Genomic DNA, 17,303 nt, shown 5'->3' with positions numbered 1-17,303 from the left:
TGCCGTTCGGTAAACTGATAAATGGGGTCGATATAACATATTGGCAAAAATGGGGTGTATGCCTCATTAGACAGCCCGCTTCAATCAGTTGTAAAGTTCGAATGTAACCTTTTTGTTAGTTATGACTGGCAAAGAGTACATAGATGAAGAATTGGAAGTATTTCGAATAGGCTAAAAATAAGCCCTAGACTATGTGACACCAGAGCAGAGAATTGACCTTATTCTACTGATACTGGTAAGGAGAAAATATGGCAATGTTGTCCGGCGCAGAGATGGTTGTGCAATCTCTGATTGAAGAGCAGGTAGAACAAATTTTTGGTTATCCAGGCGGTTCCGTTTTGGATATCTACGACGCACTCCACGCAAAAACCGACCAAATTAAACACGTATTAGTACGCCACGAGCAAGCGGCCACCCATATGGCAGACGGTTACGCCCGCGCCACAGGTAAGCCCGGTGTAGTACTGGTATGTTCAGGTCCAGGTGCCACCAATACAGTGACTGGTATTGCTACGGCATACATGGACTCCATTCCAATGATCGTGATTTCTGGAAACGTACCCAATAACCTGATTGGTAATGACGCGTTTCAGGAATGTGACATTGTAGGGGTATCTCGTCCGATCGTTAAACACAGCTTTCTGGTGAAAAAAGCGGAAGACATACCCGAAACCATCAAAAAAGCTTTTTATATCGCGACCACTGGTCGACCTGGTCCCGTAGTGATTGATTTGCCTAAAGATGTGATGAATCCGCAGATCAAGCTTCCTTACAGCTATCCAGAAACGATTGGCATGCGCTCATACAAGCCAACGACCTCCGGTCACAAGGGACAAATCAAGAAAGCGCTGAAATCCTTGTTAGAAGCGAAAAAGCCCGTGTTGTACATTGGTGGTGGCGCTGTGATTTCTGAAGCACATGAGCATATCTTCAAACTGACCGAAGCATTAAACCTTCCTGTTGTCAGTACTCTTATGGGGCTTGGCGCGTTTCCTGGAACCCATAAAAATGCCCTAGGAATGCTTGGCATGCATGGTCAGTATGAAGCCAACATGGCAATGCACAATGCGGATCTTATTTTTGGTGTGGGGGTACGATTTGATGATCGTACAACCAACAACCTGGAAAAGTACTGCCCAAATGCCAAAGTAATGCACATTGATATCGATCCTTCTTCGATCTCTAAAAACGTTAAAGTAGATCTTCCCATCGTTGGCTCGGCAGAAAAGGTGCTGGCAACTATGGTGAAGCTGCTTGATGAGCAGGGCGGCAGCAACGATGAAGCGGCGCTCAATGAATGGTGGGAAGAAATCAAAGTATGGCAGGACAGAAAGTGTCTGGCGTACGAAAAATCACCAGAATGCATTAAGCCGCAGCAAGTGATTGAAACACTTCACAAGCTAACGAATGGCGACGCTTATGTGGCTTCGGATGTAGGTCAGCACCAGATGTTTGCTGCGCTTTACTACCCGTTCAATAAGCCTCGCCGTTGGATCAACTCTGGTGGGTTGGGGACGATGGGCTTTGGTTTGCCTGCTGGAATGGGCGTGAAGTTTGCGATGCCTGATGAAGAAGTTGTTGTTGTTACTGGTGATGGCAGTATCCAGATGAATATTCAGGAACTGTCCACGGCGTTGCAATACGATATTCCGGTTAAAATCATCAACCTGAACAACCGATTCCTAGGTATGGTAAAACAATGGCAAGACATTATTTACCAAGGTCGTCATTCTAACTCATACATGAGCTCTGTCCCTGATTTTGCAGCAATTGCAGAAGCTTATGGTCACGTCGGTATTCGTATCTCCACTCCTGATGAACTGGAGGCGGGCTTACAAAAAGCATTGGATATGAAAGATCGCTTGGTATTCGTTGACATCAATGTCGATGAAACCGAACACGTTTACCCTATGCAAATCAAAGGCGAGGGTATGGACAAGATGTGGCTAAGCAAAACGGAGAGAACTTAATATGAGACACATTATTTCATTGCTGCTGGAAAACCAGCCGGGTGCATTGTCGCGTGTTGTTGGTCTGTTCTCTCAACGGGGATACAACATCGAGTCTTTGACCGTATCTCCAACCGATGATGAAACGCTTTCACGTTTGAACATCACCACGACATCCAGTGAGATGCAGTTAGAGCAAATTCAAAAACAACTGCACAAGCTGATTGATGTTCTGAAAGTGCAAGAAGTAACAGAGTTAGAGCATGTTGAGCGCGAGCTGATGCTGATTAAAGTGAAAGCGGATGGATTTGCTCGTGCAGAAGTGAAGCGCACAGCTGACATCTTCCGTGGTCAGATAGTCGATGTGACCGCTTCTCAATATACAGTGCAGATGGCGGGAACCAGTGAAAAACTTGACGCGTTCATCAGCGCGCTTGAAGAGGTGACAGAAGTCATCGAGGTTGCGAGAAGTGGAGTGGTGGGCATTGCCCGAGGAAAACACGCCCTAAAAGCGTAACCAATTGTATCTTTGAGATTAAGCCACTTCTATTGAGAAGTGGCTTTTTTGATATATTAGTAATTGTTAACAGGATTCTCATTAACCTTATGATATTTGGGTATATGCTGCCTTATAATTATACTTAAGTTTGCGAATGTAATTGATATTTAAGGTCATCAGACCCCATACACAGAGGCCATCAGTGAAAGTAAAAAACCTGATCTTTTATATTGCTCTCACCTGCCTCGTGCTTTCTACTGGTGCCGCGCTGATGTACCACAAGCGCCACAGCCAACTCGTCGACCGACACATTGAACAAATTATCGCTCAGTCGCAGCACCAAATGGCGTTTTCAGAGCGTGAGTTAAGTGAAATCGAAATTCAACTGAGAGCCACAATGGAACTGCTCCGTGGAAATCGATTTTTGTATGATTACGTCGACAAACCCATACAGTCCAACCGCGTGCTGGTGGAAGAGTTGTGGATGTCTATTGCGTCTAGCCAGCAATGGTTTAAAACCATCTATTTCATGGACTTGAAGGGTAAAGAATCGGTTGCAGTAGATTACTCCTTCCAAGCAGGAACCGCTTTGGCTCGCCATCATTTACTGAGCCATCAAGACTGCCAACTGTTTGAATTCGCAAACAACTTAATCGCCAATGAAATCGCTTCTTATGGATTAACCATCAAACCCAATGATGTGGCAGGTGAAACGCACTTTAGCCCAGTACTGGAAATCGTCACGCCGATTTATTCTGGCGGCGAGCGTCAGGGGTATCTGGTTTTTGTTCTGGATGTCTGGTTTTTGATGTCGGTGATTGAGTATTCACCCAATTCACAACTGATGCCTGAAGTAGTCACCAAAGAAGGGGATTACCTAGTCAGCAAAGACAGAGAAAAACTGTTTGGCTTCCTTTTGCCAGAGAGGCAGAAATTTAACCTGTCCAACACACACCCAGAAGCCTGGCAGCAAATTAAAGAGCAACAGCGTGGTTATGTTCTGGATGACGGAAATCTGTTGGTGTTTTATCAGGTAGAGTTTTTCAAAGACGGAAACGTAAAGCTGCTGATAGAGATCAGTGAAGCGGAGTTGAATGAAGGCATTGCCATTCAGGCTTCAAGCTTACTTCGTCAGTTTACGTACGTCTTGGTCTGGATATTTTTATTTGCCATTCCAACTGCTTACTTCATTTACCTCTACAAAAAACGAAACTTGGAAAGCAAGCTTGCCATTGCGGCGCTGCACGGTATGTCTGCCGTGATCATCGCAGACAAACGCCATAGGATCATTCAGGTAAACCGAGAATTTGAAAGTTTATCAGGGTTTGATAACGACGAAGTCGTTGGTCGAAATGCGTTGAAGCTTTTGTGTGGCAAACACAGTAACGACAAAGTGCTTGAGATTGCAGAGGGGCTTAAAGACGATGGTGTCTGGGAAGGAGAGCTGATCAATGCGAAATCCAGTGGCGATCAGTTTGTCAGCCTGACAAGGATTCAGTCTATTGACTCCGAAACAGCCCGCTCCAAGTACTTCATTCTTTCCCTGTTTGATATTACGGAAAGAAAGCGTCTGGAGCAGCAGTTAAGGCAACTGAGTGAACGAGATGCTTTAACTGGTTGCTGGAACCGCCGTAAGTTCGATCAGGAGCTATTCATGCAAACTCGACTGGTGGATCGTTATTCTTCTAATGCCTGCCTGGCGCTACTCGATATAGACCACTTTAAGCGAATCAATGATGAGTTTGGTCATGATGAAGGCGATAGAGTCATTTGCGCGGTGGCGACAACGTTGGAAGGGCAATTGCGAGAGACGGATTTTCTGGCGCGAATTGGCGGTGAAGAATTTGCGATAATCCTACCGAATACGCAGGTTGAGCAAGCTGAGATTCTATTGAATCGTCTGAGAATTGCCATCGAGCTAGAAGCATCAAATCGGGTCACTGTCAGCGCGGGGATTACAGATATCTGTAATGACACAAAACGCTCGTACAAATGTGCAGACATTGCTTTGTATGAGTCGAAAACTCAGGGGCGAAATCAGGTATCGGTGTGCATGAGCGATGATGACGTTGCTTAACCAATAAAAAAACGCTGAGCCAGGCTCAGCGTTTTTGTTTATACAGCTCGCTAAATATTACTGTTCTTCTTCTGGCAAAATAGATTCTATCTTGCGCTGAGTATTATCCAGATGTTTCTCAAGCACTTGAAGTGCCTGATCTTCGTTTTTCGCTAACACCAGTTTCATTAGACTTTCGTGCTCATCCACATTGATGAATGTCTTTGTATCGAATGAATCTGAGTTCAATGCGAGGTAACGGTAACGTTTAACTTGGTTATCCAGCTCAAGGAAAAAACCATACATAGTATGAGCGTCAGACCCTTCTAAAAGCGCAGTATGGAAACGTTGGTGGCGCTCTTCCCATTCTGAATTATCGAATGCGTCTTCAGTATGTTGAATGCGAGATAATTTATGGAAAGCAGAAAGCACTTCCAGTTCCCAATTTTCGTCACCTTGCTGAATGGCTTTCTTCAATAGATGTGATGCGGCGATTTTCAAACTCTCGAATAAGTCAGACAGTTCGCTGTGTGTCACTGAAGAAACCCAACAACCTTTCTGAGGTTCAAGTCGAACATACTTTTTCCAAGAAAGCTGAACCAATGCCTCACGAATTGGAGACGCCCCCACTGCATATTTTTCTTTGAGTTCTGCTACGACCAATTTCTGGCCAGGCTTCAGATCGCCATTCAAGATATCTTGGCGAATCATTTTTGACACTTTGTCAGTAAGAGTAGGACTAGACACGATATCCCCATTAGTACTTCAATTGCATAATTATTGTAGTCGGCTTTTCCCTTTGAGCTCACATTTATTTGTGTCTCACTTTTAACCACATACAGTTCAGTATGCTGAATAATACGCCATGCGGATTAATGGAGCAAGCTAGTTTCATAAAAAAAGAGGGCTGACGCCCTCTTTTTATTATATGTTAACTAATTGATCTTACAGAACGTGTACAGATGCTGTGTTGGTTGTACCAGATGCAACCAGTGCACCAGAAACCATAACCACGATGTCACCTTTCTTACCAAGACCAGACTCAAGTGCCAGTTCTTTACCGTTCACATAGAAGTCATCAGTGCTGTTGATCGAGTCAACAACAACTGGCGTTACACCTTTAGTAAGAACAAGCTGTGCTGCTGTCTTAGTGTTAGTAGTAAGAGCAAGAATGTTTGCTGTTGGGAAGTACTTACGTACTGAACGAGCAGATTTACCGCCTTCAGTTGCAACAACGATAAGTGGCGCAGCCAGTTTTTCAGCTGTGTCTACCGCACCTTTACATACTGCTTCAGTGATACGTAGGCGAGGGCTGTCCAGACGAGAACCTAGCTCTGCTTCTAGTGCAGCATCAGTGCGGTTCGCGATTTGAGCCATGATAGTTACCGCTTCAACAGGGTACTTACCTTTCGCTGTTTCACCAGAAAGCATGACTGCATCGGTGCCGTCCATGATTGCGTTCGCAACATCACCCGCTTCTGCGCGAGTTGGACGTGGGTTCTTGATCATAGAATCAAGCATCTGAGTTGCTGTGATAACCATCTTACGAGCACGGTTACACTTCTCGATCATCATTTTCTGAGCGAAGATAACTTCTTCTGCTGGGATTTCTACACCAAGATCACCACGAGCAACCATGATGCCGTCAGAAAGCTCTAGGATCTCGTCGAAATTATCTACACCTTCTTGGTTTTCGATTTTAGAGATGATGTGGATGTGCTCGCCGCCGTTTGCGTTTAGAAGTTCACGGATTTCACGAACGTCTTCTGCTTTACGGATGAAAGAAGCTGCAACAAAGTCTACACCTTGCTCACAACCAAACTTAAGGTCAGCTTTATCTTTTTCTGAAAGCGCAGGAAGCTTCACAGATACGCCAGGAAGGTTAACACCTTTGTTTTCGCCAAGTGCGCCATTGTTTAGCACTTTACACTTAACTTCAGTTTCAGTAGTGGCTACTACTTCCATCTCGATCAGACCATCGTCAACCAGAATTGTGTTGCCCGCGGTTAGGTCGTTTGCGAAACCTAGGTACGTTACTGCTACTTTGTCTTTATTACCAACAACAGTTGCGTCTGTTGTGAAAGTGAATTCTTGACCAGCTACTAGATCAACGTCATCGCCGTTCTCTAGTTTGATAGTACGAATTTCAGGACCTTTGGTGTCCAGAAGAATAGCAAGTTGCTTACCAGTGTCTTTCATTACCTGGCGGAAGTTAGCAATACGGTTGCCGTGTTCTTCGAAGTCACCGTGAGAGAAGTTCAGACGCATTACATTCATGCCTGCATCTACTAGTTCGCGTAGCTTCTCTACTGGTTCAGTTTTAGGGCCAATCGTACAAACGATTTTGGTCTTTTTCATGGAAAATACTCTCCGGTACGTATAGTTGCAATTTTAATTCGGGTGAACCACAGGAAACGCTCATAAGAAAGAAAATGACAACATTTTTGAAAGTTGTGATTTTCACTGACTTTAGACGTCAACGTCCTCTGGTATCGCAAAATCTTTCAACTAGTTTAGTGTGTAGCTACCTAAACGATATTGATGTAAGTAAATTTTTGCTTATTTAAATCAGCCTAACTGAAATCGGTTGCAAAAAAATAACGTGAATTTCTGTAATTTTTTTTCTTTTAGGGTGCGGATTCTACCACCGAATTTCATCAATATCACGACTCTGGATTGTCTTAGAACAAGGTTTTGATGCAAATTAATTTATTTTTTGCTGTGAAAAAAATAGACAGATATGTTTCGAATCGATTATATTTCTTTCAAACCGAAATTTAAAATGTCGATTCGAAATGTCAAAGCGAAACACGCAACTGAGAAGACACGCGATTTCTAAACTCGTAGAAGAGTGTGGTGAAGTCAGTGTTGAAGAACTTTCCCATCAGTTTGAAACCTCTGAAGTAACGATTAGAAAAGATCTTGCAACTCTAGAACAAGGCGGATTGTTATTGCGCCGATATGGTGGAGCTGTCGCCTTGCCAAAGGAAACACTTCATGACGACTTTCATACTAAAGTTTCAGTTCGAAAGGTTAAGTTAGCGCAAGCTGCAGCGAAATTGATACGCGATCACAACCGTATCGTCGTTGATAGTGGAAGCACCACCGGAGCATTAATTCAGCAGTTAAATGAGAAAAAAGGTCTGGTGGTCATGACCAACTCTTTGAATGTGGCGAATGCATTAAATGAGCTGGAAAACGAACCCACTTTATTGATGACTGGTGGCACCTGGGATACACATTCAGAGTCGTTTCAGGGACAGGTTGCTGAGTCTGTATTAAGAGCGTACGACTTTGATCAGCTATTTATTGGCGCTGATGGTATCGATCTTGAGCGAGGCACTACAAGTTTCAATGAGTTACTTGGTTTAAGCAAAGTGATGGCAGACGTCTCTCGTGAAGTCATAGTTATGGTCGAATCTGACAAAATTGGACGAAAAATACCGAATCTTGAGCTACCTTGGAAAGAGGTGGATGTGTTAGTAACAGACAGTCAGGTTGATCCTGAATCTGTTGCTGTCATTGAATCTCACGGCGTCAAAGTCATTCAGGTTAGCTAAACCGCTTGCTAGGTCGATAGACCCCAAAATATTACTAATAAAATTGGAGTTTTTATGTGTGGAATCGTAGGCGCAGTTGCGCAGCGTGACGTTGCTGAAATTTTGTTACAGGGATTACAAAGGCTGGAGTATCGGGGCTACGATTCCGCAGGGATTGCTGTTATCGATGGTCAGTCTAATATTCAACGGGTGCGTAAAGTCGGTAAAGTACAAAACTTAACAGACAGCATCGATTTACCTACTTTTTCCGGTGGAACAGGGCTTGCGCATACTCGATGGGCAACTCATGGCGAACCATCAGAAGCAAATGCACACCCGCATATGTCAGAGGATCGCATTGCTGTTGTTCACAATGGCATCATCGAAAACCATCAGATATTACGTGAAAGACTTCAGAATGAAGGTTATCAGTTCAGTTCACAAACAGACACAGAAGTGATCGCACATCTGGTGGATCTCGAACTGAAAAATTCCGACTCTCTGCTCAAAGCTGTTCAGTCTGCTGTCAGTCAGCTAGAAGGGGCTTACGGTATGGTGGTAGCTGACCGAGGGCAGCCAGAGAAACTTATCGTTGCGCGGTCTGGTAGTCCGTTGGTGATTGGTCTCGGGGTTGGCGAGAACTTTCTGGCATCGGATCAGTTGGCGCTTCTCAATGTTACGCGTCGCTTTATCTTTTTAGAAGAAGGTGATGTGGCGGAAATCACTCGTCGTGAAGTGAATGTTTTTGATGTAGACGGTGAACCTGTTGAAAGAGAAGCAAAAGAGTCGACGGTTGAGCAAGACGCGGCAGACAAAGGTCAGTATCGACACTACATGCAGAAGGAAGTGTACGAGCAGCCTGTTGTGCTGAAAGACACACTGGAAGGTCGAGTAACCAGTAACTCGATTTTGCTTGAATCCTTTGGTGCGAACAGCGCGGAAATGTTTGGGCAGGTTGAGCATGTTCAAATTGTGGCTTGTGGTACTTCGTTCAATGCGGGTATGGTCGCGAAATACTGGTGTGAATCTTTGGCACAAGTCAGTTGTGACGTAGAAATCGCCTCAGAATTCCGCTATCGCCCGTTTGTGACCAGACCAAACAGCCTGCTGATTACGATTTCCCAGTCAGGTGAAACGGCAGACACTCTCGCAGCGCTGCGCCTCGCAAAAGAAAAAGGTTACATGGCGGCGATGACGATCTGTAACGTGCCTGGGTCGTCTCTGGTTCGTGAATCAGATTTCGCCTTTATGACCCGCGCTGGTGCAGAAGTTGGGGTTGCGTCCACCAAAGCCTTTACCACCCAGTTGGCGTCGTTACTGATGTTTGTGACCGCATTGGGTAAGCAAAAAGGCACCATTGATGTGGCGAAAGAAAACAGCATTGTGAAATCGTTGAATGAGCTGCCAGTTCAGCTAGAAAATGCGCTCACCAGTAATGCTGTGATTGAGTCGCTGGCGGAAGACTTTGCTGACAAACATCATTCTCTGTTCTTAGGTCGAGGTGAATTCTTCCCGATTGCGGTTGAAGCAGCACTGAAGCTAAAAGAGATCTCATACATCCACGCAGAAGCATACGCTGCGGGTGAGCTAAAGCACGGTCCATTGGCGTTAATCGATGCTGAAATGCCGGTTATCGTAGTGGCACCAAGCAATGACTTGCTTGAAAAAGTAAAATCCAACATTGAAGAAGTGCGCGCGCGTGGCGGTCAACTGTATGTCTTTGCGGATGCAGAAGCTGGCTTTGAAGAGAGTGACGGACTGAAAATTGTCACCATGCCACATGTCGATGAAGTCATTGCCCCAATTTTTTACACAGTGCCAATGCAGTTATTGTCTTACCATGTTGCATTGATCAAAGGTACCGATGTCGATCAGCCACGTAATCTGGCGAAATCTGTAACGGTTGAATAACCTGACGTTCTGAATTTTAGAGCCATCTTAAATAAGATGGCTCTTTTTTTGTCTGAGTTCAGGTCAATTAGCTGCTGGTCAGTTTTTTGTAGAGCGCGTCTTTGAGAAAAGCGCGTTCGCTTTTCATGCGATGCATTTCGTCGTCATCGATCGGGGCGTTACGCAGTTCAAGGCTCCGTATTTCTTTATCCAGTTGTGTGTATTTTTTGTTTTCTTGCGCAAATTCTGTATCAGACTGCATGAGTTTCTGAATCTCGGTTTCCAGTTCAGGAAAGTCGACGATCAAACTGTGATCTTCACCTAGCATATTTATCACCTCTCGGTTCGTGGTAATGCGTAAAGCGGGGTAGCGATAAGCTGCTCAAATAATCCCTGGTAATTTATGCCTGAAATTCGGGCAGTAATTCCGCTGAAATGCGCTCTAAAGTCTCTGGAATACTGGCTTGATTGAAGCGTAAGTTTAACGCCACATGATTTATTCCGATTTCTTCCAGAGATCTCAGGTAGGAACGTAAGTAATGAATCCCAGAGCGGAAACCTAAATGGATCGGTTCTGGCTCCTTATCTGGATCATCAACCAGGTCGATATATAACGACTGCATGGCTGGCTTATTACTTCCTCCAAGAGCGAAAATGCGTTCCCGCCATTCCTTCACTATCTTAGCCTGAACAGAAACATTTCTGGGGTAAGTCATCCATCCGTCTCCATTTTGAGCCAGCCAGTCTGGACTTTGCTGGCTCGCTCCGGTAACCAGCATAGGCAACTGGTGCCCCGCAGGTTTTGGAAGCATATCGATAGCACCAGTCAACTCACCATGCTGATTGGAGAACCGAGGGTTTGTTGTTGCCATTTCACGGATGTATTCAAAGCTTTCTCGAAAACGTGCGCCTCTGTCTGGGTAGCTCATATTGAGGGCAGGGTACTCTTCTGGACGGTCACCAGAGGCTATACCGAGAAGAAGCCTGCCTTCAGACAGCGAATCAATGCTGGCTGCTGCTTTGGCGACATGCGCTGGGTGGCGAAGCGGAAGAATAATACTGGCAACCCCAAGTGCGATGTGACTTGTTTGCCCTGCCAGCATTCCCAGATACACAAAAGGATCGTGTATTTGCCCCGCATCGCCAAACGCTGGCACATTGAAAGGCACATCCCGTAGCCAGATAGCAGAAAACCCCAGTTGTTCAGCGAGTTGAATTCGAGAAATATGATCAGTCAAAGAAGGTTCATTTCCTACTGGGTAGGATTCTAACGGTGCTACAAGACCAATACTGAGCTTTCCCGCTTTAAAAACAGAATTGTATGCTTGGTTGATGGGAGGAAATTCGTGCTTTATTTTTGCTTCGTTCATCTTGATCTCACCCGTTTAGCTTCCGATAGGTGAAATAGTAGCAATCAATGAAAATCAAGATAATCTAGGTGAACTGATAATCAGTTTATAGTTTTTGTTGATAATAGAAATTAGAAAAGGAGCAACGGGTGTTGCTCCTTAATGCGTAAGCATCTTTAGGCTGCTTGAGTATGTAGTGTTATTCGTAATTTAAGTAAGCTTTGAGAGAAATGTCTGTCCAGCCTCGGATCTTCTTAAGATAGTTTGCCTGAGACTGAATGATCTCTTTGGCTAACGCATCGTTGCTGGCTTGCTCCTGTAATAGCTCATCAGTGGCTTGGCGCATGGCTGCTAGAACAGAAGGTGGGAAATCCCGAACTTTGATGTCTGGAAATTCGCTTTTCATGGTTGCCCAGCTATTGGCGTTCGCATCCAGTGCTTGGTTATACATATCAAACGCCGTTACTCGAAATGCGGTTTCCAAGATCACTTGTAAGTCTTTAGGTAGCTTCTCCCAAACTCTTTTGTTCACCAAGAACTGAGTTTCACTGCCCGGTTCATGCCACGCAGAGTAGTAATATGGGGCAATTTTTTGGAATCCCATTCGTAAATCGAAAGCAGGTCCGACCCACTCAAGTGCATCAATAGTGCCTCGCTCAAGAGAGGTATACAGCTCGCCTGGTGCGATGTTGGTTGGCTTGGCTCCGATTTTTGCCATCACTTCTCCGGCAAATCCTGGAATACGGATTTTTAAACCTTTTAAATCTTCAACAGAGCTAATTTCTTTTTTGAACCATCCGCCCATCTGAATATCGGAATTACCGCCGGGGAAGGAGAGCATGTTATGGGGAGCATATACTTGTTGCATCAATTCCATACCACCGCCACGATAGAACCACGCGTATTGTTCTGTCGACATCATGCCAAATGGCATTGAGGAGAAGTACAGTGTGTTGGGGACTTTTCCTTTCCAGTAATAGGAACTGGAATGCCCCAGATCGTACTGACCCGATTTGACCATATCAAATATGCCCAGTGGCGCTTTGTGCTTATTGGCGGAATCAATTCGGATCTCCAATCGCCCGTTCGACATTTCCTTGGCAAGCTTTGCCATGTTTTTTGTCGCGTCGCCAAGAATAGGGGTGTTCGGTCCCCAGGTTTCTGCGAGTTTCAGCCGGTAAACTTTCTCTGATGCACTCACACCTGGCGATACCGCTATGGCTGTCAGCGCTAACATAGCTATAGAAAAGCAACGTTTTATTGTCATTGTTATTCATCCTGTTCCATGGTTTCTGCCCAGCTTAAAGGCAAACATGGAAGACTAGAAATCAGTATCGAACGTCTTGTCTGGCCGATTCTTACAGCCACTGGTATAGCGAAAGGAGATAAATGGAAAGCACACGAAAGAATTGGAATAACTCTCTAAAAATAGTAATAACAGCAATATGTTATACGGAGTGTAAAAGTGATACGAGTATCACTTTTCTTTGGGTAAGTGCTTCTAAGTACCTAATGCTTTATGGTTCGTTAAATGGCTCAGCTAACCAGCTAGCTGAGCTATTTCTTCCGATAAAACTCAGTATTCCACTTTGTTGATTTGAAAAACGAAGTCTTGATTTTGTGCTCTCGTTACACTGCCTGAGATGTAGGCAGGAAAGTAATTCCCTTTATTATCTGGCACACCCACTTTTGCATTAGTAAATGTGCAGTTAACCGGGGATTTCTCTGAGGTTGGAGCGGCTGATAAACATTGTCTTGCGACATCAGGCCCATTAATTGTCGTGATGTTATATGGATCGCTACAGAATTGGGTATCAATATTTGCGGCAAGAATGTCGTTTACTGGTTTTTCAGTTGTTGTAATTGATAGTGTGTTTGGCAAAGGCGTGGAACATGTCAAAGGCAATTCTACCAAATGCATTGCAGAATTACTGGTTGGCTTAAATTCCTGATAGCTAACGCCATAACCTACGGCAGCCACTGAATAAAGCTCTACTTTCTTAATATTTGCCGTGGATTGAGTTGGTGAAGCGTCGTCGAACCATTTTTGATAGGACCCTATATTAGGGTGGTCATATTGAACACGCAGGTAAGGTCTGAAGTAAAATTGCTCTCCAGTGACTAAATCACTCTGGGTAGTTCCTTCCCATGTGTGAACAGTGAATCCGGTATAAGCATCCAGCGTTTGCTTACATTTAGAGTCAGTAGAGGTCAGTGTGGTATCCACAGAACCAAGGGTTACTTCTGGATAGATTTCGGTATAAATGCCGGATCTAAGTGCCGTTGTACTCCAAAATGAGCTGGAAGAGACGGTTTCGCTGTAACCTCTCTTCAGGTGAATTTCTCCACAGCTGCTTCGTGCAGTAGGCTGGTGAGAGGAATCGCTACCACCCCCACAGCCGAGTAACACTATACTTGAGAAAGATACCGCCAAGATTCCTTTATTCACTCTAATCCCTTAACTACTTGAATATAATAAGTTTTGGGATGATATCATTTGTATGTGTTTGGTTTTATATAAAAGAGAAGCCTGATGCTTCCCTTTTTCTAAATATCAAACCAGTTTCAAATCTCGTTGTAATTAACAACCATCTCATTTCTGTCTTCGGCAACGTCATCAATCAGTTGGTCTAGTAGAGCCGTATTCTCGATCATATGACCTGTGATAATAAGGTGGGCATGTTTGGCAGAATTCGCCAGACCGTATTTTCTCCACACCGCTTCTGTCGGGGTAGGAAAAACCACAATAACGGAATTTGGGTTGAGCCAGGCGGGTACACCTTTCGATTTGAGCTTTTCGACTGCGTACTCTGCCAGACGCAGACAGCGTTTTACTCGGAGTTCTTTTTCTTGTTCGGTACTGCTCTTAATAGCGTGCCACATCATCAGAGGAGTAAGACCATTGCGAGAGCCCGTTATGGTTTTGTCGATGGCAGCAATGTAGTCCACGGCTACACTGATGTTGTCTACGTAAGTCTTTTTCGTTAACACGATACCACACGGAATCGGTGCCCCAATCATTTTGTGCCCGGAGACCGAGATAGAGTCGATGTCGTCAGAAAATGAAAACTGCTGAGGGGCATCAACAAAGGGAAGGATCATTCCGTGGAAAGCCGCATCGGCGTGTAGGTAATATTCCTCACGCCTGAAACCGGCATTACCTAGCACTTCTTTGATCTTTCCAAGGTCATCTATTGCGCCGTAAAGCGTGGTTCCGATATTGGCAAAAACAATGGGGTTGGCTCGTCCATTCGACTCAATGTGCTGTTGTAAGTCGTCATAGTCCATTTCACCATTTGGCAGGCTTTTGACCACGCGGTGCTCAATTCTCAGTAAGCGTACAATTTTGGCGACCGAGTAATGAGTGTCTTCTGAGAAATATAGGATTCCGTTTGGAAAAAGTTCACGGGCCAGATAGCAACTGTACATGTTGCCTTCTGTTCCACCATTGGTTACGTATCCCCAAGATTCTGAAAAAGGAATGTTGAACTTATCAGCAAAATACGCCATGACTTCTTTTTCAAACTGAAAGGTATTGAGCCGGTAGTTTGATGTTTCTGCCCAGTCACCGCAGTTATTGAAAGAAAATTGCCAGAATTTTTCTAATTCCTGGTAATTGAAATCGGCGGCTGTTGGGTAACCGATATTGTCGTACTGATGAGTTTTGCAGAATTCAAAGAAGGCTTGAAGTGTCTTTTGATCTTGAGGTGATAATGCCATTTATATACATCCATATTCATATTTGTGGCAGAAACTATTTGGATGCTATCAACTCAAAATCCGTCGAACAATAAATGTAACTCAAATGACATACTTGGTTTTTTATAAAGTTTGTAAAGAATTTTTTACGAGGCTCACAGGAGAGCCTCGCAAGATATGAGGTGTTCTTAAAACTCACATTGGTGCAGTTTCAGGTATTGTTCGGCGTTATCTACACTCATGTATCTTGCCAGTGTTTTCACCGGTACATCACGTAGATCAACGACAATTAAGCCATCCAAAGCATTGTTGAAGGCGGGATCGACGTTAAAGCTCACCAGTTTGCCGTTAAGACCAAGGTATTGTCTCAGCAAAACGGGGACGGTTTTACCATCGTCAATCCGTGCAATAACGCGAGACAAGAGTTGAAGATCTCCAAGCGATGCCAGCAGGGTTGGATTCCATGGTTTAGCGTCGTTGCGAAGTGGGTTAGTGGCTTTTACATAGTGTGAGCGTTCACCGTCGTAGTGATGAAGAGTCATAGTATCTGCGAGCAATTGCCTCGCCTGCTCACTGTAATCGTTGCTAATGCTGACCGGACCAAACAAGTGGGTGTATTCTGGGTTGCGGTGAATGTATTCAGCAATCCCTTTCCAAAGTAACAAGAGCGCGCTCATACTGCGTTGGTAGTCCTTGGCAATAACTGAGCGTCCCATTTCAATGCACTTGCTCTCTTGGCTCATTTTCTGGATAAAGTTGCACTTATACTTAAACAGCGTCCGGGAATACAACGCGTTGAGACCTTTTTTCTCCAGTAGCTTATCGACCACACCTAGTCGGTATGCGCCGACCAAACACTGATTATCGTTATCCCAAATAAAAAGATGCAGGTATTCCTGATCGAATTTATCGAGATCCAATGCCTGACCTGTCCCTTCCCCTACATCACGGAAATTCTCTTCTCGAACTCGCCCAATTTCATGAAGAAAGGTAGGAATTGCCTCTGCTTTACAGCAGTACACCGAGAATTGGTTACTTTCCAGCATAAGCGCTTCTGCAGGAAGACCATTCAGATCTTCCATCAACTCTTCTAGAGGGAGACGTTTCGCAACGGGAATAAAATGCTCACCAGAAATGGGGGAGTGGGAAGACTTTTTCTCGGAGGGTTTAAGTAAATAGGTATTGAGGCGCAAATAATTAATCAATTGCGAATCACACAGCGAATGTACTTCTTTGTATTTGATTGGCTCACCGATTCGAATGCCAATTTTGCAGGCTCGCTTGTTGAGAAGTTCTCGCCCAAGCATCAGCGTTCGCAGTAGTGGATGGATTTTTCCCGCCATATAGAAACGACGAGAGTTCTGACCGTCAATAAAACATGGAACCGCAGTGGCTTTGTTTTTCTTAATAAGTGAGCTGACGGAGCGACTCCATTCTTTATCCTGAAGCTGCGCTTTTGCGCGTTTTCCTTCAATTCGAGAGACTTCTCCTGCTGGGAATACCAATAATAGCCCACTTTCTGCAAGGTGCCGGTGAGCTTGTCGAAGAGCTTTGAGATTGGCTTTGTGCGCCTGGCTGGTTTCAAAAACATCGACACCGATAAAGAGCTTATCGAGTTCCGGTACGGTTTTGAGGTACTGATTGGCAAGAATCTGAACATCTGGTCGAATCATCAGAAGCAGTTCAGCGAGGATCACACCCTCCACACATCCTAAGGGGTGATTGGCAACTACTACTGTCGGTCCTGCTTTGGGTACACTTTCAAGCTTTCCATGCGCCAGATGGTAATCGATACCCAATGTTTCCAACGTAAAGCGTAAAAAGCTTGCTGTATCGCTACCAACAGGTCTCTGCGCGTAAAACTTGTCCAGTTGGGACAATCCTGTTGCCCATTCCGCAACAGTTTCACCAATTCCGAATGGTGTTTTTCTTGGGATCTTGAAAGGGCTACCCACTGTCATACGAACCTCGAATACAATTTTCGTTCGTGATTATCCTATGACCGATAAATGACAGTTTCGCTTCGATTCAGAGTCGGATGTATGACAATTAACCACAACCTATCGAAGTTCAAATAAAAATCTCGAACAAGGATCTAACCCTTTATATTTATAAAAATGTAATCCTGATAAATTTTGAAACACTAAAAAATATGTGAGTCGCAAAAAAATGAATAATTGATACTGATTATATTTGCATATGCTAATTTATTCATGTGGCTCAGAGATAAGCCCATTTCCACTAGTACAACATAATGATATCTCGCTTACTGCTGACTGGATGGCGAGCATGTTTCGGTTTCTTGCTCGCCTTTTCTGAAAG

At 44.4% G+C, this 17,303-nt stretch carries 13 protein-coding genes; 5 read left to right on the top strand and 8 right to left on the bottom strand.

Annotated elements, in window-relative coordinates; all coding sequences use genetic code 11:
- Positions 1-248 precede the first annotated feature (248 nt).
- The 3 genes from INR79_RS15020 to INR79_RS15010 all read left to right on the top strand — a co-directional run bounded on the left by INR79_RS15020 (position 249) and on the right by INR79_RS15010 (position 4,525).
- Positions 249-1,970 (top strand): acetolactate synthase 3 large subunit, encoded by a 1,722-nt coding sequence (locus INR79_RS15020; protein ID WP_223094912.1) that lies wholly within the window; start codon positions 249-251, stop codon positions 1,968-1,970.
- Between the two features lies 1 nt (position 1,971).
- A complete protein-coding gene (ilvN, locus tag INR79_RS15015; RefSeq protein WP_004401813.1) occupies positions 1,972-2,466 on the top strand; it encodes an acetolactate synthase small subunit in 495 nt (164 codons plus the stop codon).
- Positions 2,467-2,650: 184 nt separating this feature from the next.
- A complete protein-coding gene (locus INR79_RS15010; RefSeq protein WP_223094910.1) occupies positions 2,651-4,525 on the top strand; it encodes a sensor domain-containing diguanylate cyclase in 1,875 nt (624 codons plus the stop codon).
- Between the two features lie 57 nt (positions 4,526-4,582).
- Here INR79_RS15010 and INR79_RS15005 read toward each other — a convergent pair whose 3' ends face one another.
- Complete coding sequence (locus INR79_RS15005; RefSeq protein WP_022595414.1) at positions 4,583-5,251, bottom strand: GntR family transcriptional regulator; 669 nt, start codon at positions 5,249-5,251, stop codon at positions 4,583-4,585.
- A 198-nt stretch (positions 5,252-5,449) separates the two neighbouring features.
- Positions 5,450-6,862, bottom strand: a complete 1,413-nt coding sequence (gene pykF / locus INR79_RS15000; protein ID WP_004401817.1) for a pyruvate kinase PykF — start codon at positions 6,860-6,862, stop codon at positions 5,450-5,452.
- 437 nt (positions 6,863-7,299) lie between these two features.
- Here pykF and INR79_RS14995 point away from each other — a divergent pair, with 437 nt between their 5' ends.
- Together INR79_RS14995 and glmS are read left to right on the top strand one after the other, a co-directional pair.
- Complete coding sequence (locus tag INR79_RS14995; RefSeq protein WP_022551517.1) at positions 7,300-8,064, top strand: DeoR/GlpR family DNA-binding transcription regulator; 765 nt, start codon at positions 7,300-7,302, stop codon at positions 8,062-8,064.
- 54 nt (positions 8,065-8,118) lie between these two features.
- The gene (gene glmS / locus INR79_RS14990; RefSeq protein ID WP_223094908.1) at positions 8,119-9,954 is read left to right on the top strand and encodes a glutamine--fructose-6-phosphate transaminase (isomerizing); all 1,836 of its coding nucleotides are present in this window, start codon (positions 8,119-8,121) and stop codon (positions 9,952-9,954) included.
- 67 nt (positions 9,955-10,021) lie between these two features.
- Here the strand turns inward: glmS and INR79_RS14985 are convergent, their stop codons facing one another.
- From INR79_RS14985 to INR79_RS14960, 6 genes are all read right to left on the bottom strand, one after another.
- Positions 10,022-10,261 (bottom strand): YdcH family protein, encoded by a 240-nt coding sequence (locus INR79_RS14985; protein WP_004401820.1) that lies wholly within the window; start codon positions 10,259-10,261, stop codon positions 10,022-10,024.
- A gap of 73 nt (positions 10,262-10,334) precedes the next feature.
- Positions 10,335-11,303 (bottom strand): LLM class oxidoreductase, encoded by a 969-nt coding sequence (locus INR79_RS14980; RefSeq protein WP_223094906.1) that lies wholly within the window; start codon positions 11,301-11,303, stop codon positions 10,335-10,337.
- Between the two features lie 178 nt (positions 11,304-11,481).
- Positions 11,482-12,519: a TRAP transporter substrate-binding protein gene (locus INR79_RS14975; RefSeq protein WP_052189086.1), complete on the bottom strand. Its 1,038-nt coding sequence runs from the start codon at positions 12,517-12,519 to the stop codon at positions 11,482-11,484.
- A gap of 339 nt (positions 12,520-12,858) precedes the next feature.
- On the bottom strand, positions 12,859-13,731 hold the full coding sequence (locus tag INR79_RS14970; protein ID WP_223094904.1) for a hypothetical protein: 873 nt from the start codon (positions 13,729-13,731) through the stop codon (positions 12,859-12,861).
- Between the two features lie 116 nt (positions 13,732-13,847).
- Complete coding sequence (locus INR79_RS14965; protein ID WP_223094902.1) at positions 13,848-15,002, bottom strand: histidine decarboxylase; 1,155 nt, start codon at positions 15,000-15,002, stop codon at positions 13,848-13,850.
- 167 nt (positions 15,003-15,169) lie between these two features.
- A complete protein-coding gene (locus INR79_RS14960) occupies positions 15,170-16,942 on the bottom strand; it encodes a lysophospholipid acyltransferase family protein (RefSeq protein WP_223094900.1) in 1,773 nt (590 codons plus the stop codon).
- Positions 16,943-17,303 lie beyond the last annotated feature (361 nt).

The sequence above is a fragment of the Vibrio sp. SCSIO 43132 genome (assembly GCF_019904195.1).
Classification (GTDB): domain Bacteria; phylum Pseudomonadota; class Gammaproteobacteria; order Enterobacterales; family Vibrionaceae; genus Vibrio; species Vibrio nigripulchritudo.
This window is presented reverse-complemented; position numbering and strand designations above follow the sequence as displayed.

Bases quoted from the DNA above. Each gene is read 5' to 3' on its own strand.
- INR79_RS15020 (WP_223094912.1), top strand. From the start codon at position 249: ATGGCAATGTTGTCCGGCGCAGAGATGGTTGTGCAATCTCTGATTGAA.
- ilvN (WP_004401813.1), top strand. From the start codon at position 1,972: ATGAGACACATTATTTCATTGCTGCTGGAAAACCAGCCGGGTGCATTG.
- pykF (WP_004401817.1), bottom strand. From the start codon at position 6,862: ATGAAAAAGACCAAAATCGTTTGTACGATTGGCCCTAAAACTGAACCA.
- INR79_RS14995 (WP_022551517.1), top strand. From the start codon at position 7,300: ATGTCAAAGCGAAACACGCAACTGAGAAGACACGCGATTTCTAAACTC.
- glmS (WP_223094908.1), top strand. From the start codon at position 8,119: ATGTGTGGAATCGTAGGCGCAGTTGCGCAGCGTGACGTTGCTGAAATT.
- INR79_RS14985 (WP_004401820.1), bottom strand. From the start codon at position 10,261: ATGCTAGGTGAAGATCACAGTTTGATCGTCGACTTTCCTGAACTGGAA.
- INR79_RS14980 (WP_223094906.1), bottom strand. From the start codon at position 11,303: ATGAACGAAGCAAAAATAAAGCACGAATTTCCTCCCATCAACCAAGCA.
- INR79_RS14975 (WP_052189086.1), bottom strand. From the start codon at position 12,519: ATGTTAGCGCTGACAGCCATAGCGGTATCGCCAGGTGTGAGTGCATCA.
- INR79_RS14965 (WP_223094902.1), bottom strand. From the start codon at position 15,002: ATGGCATTATCACCTCAAGATCAAAAGACACTTCAAGCCTTCTTTGAA.
- INR79_RS14960 (WP_223094900.1), bottom strand. From the start codon at position 16,942: ATGACAGTGGGTAGCCCTTTCAAGATCCCAAGAAAAACACCATTCGGA.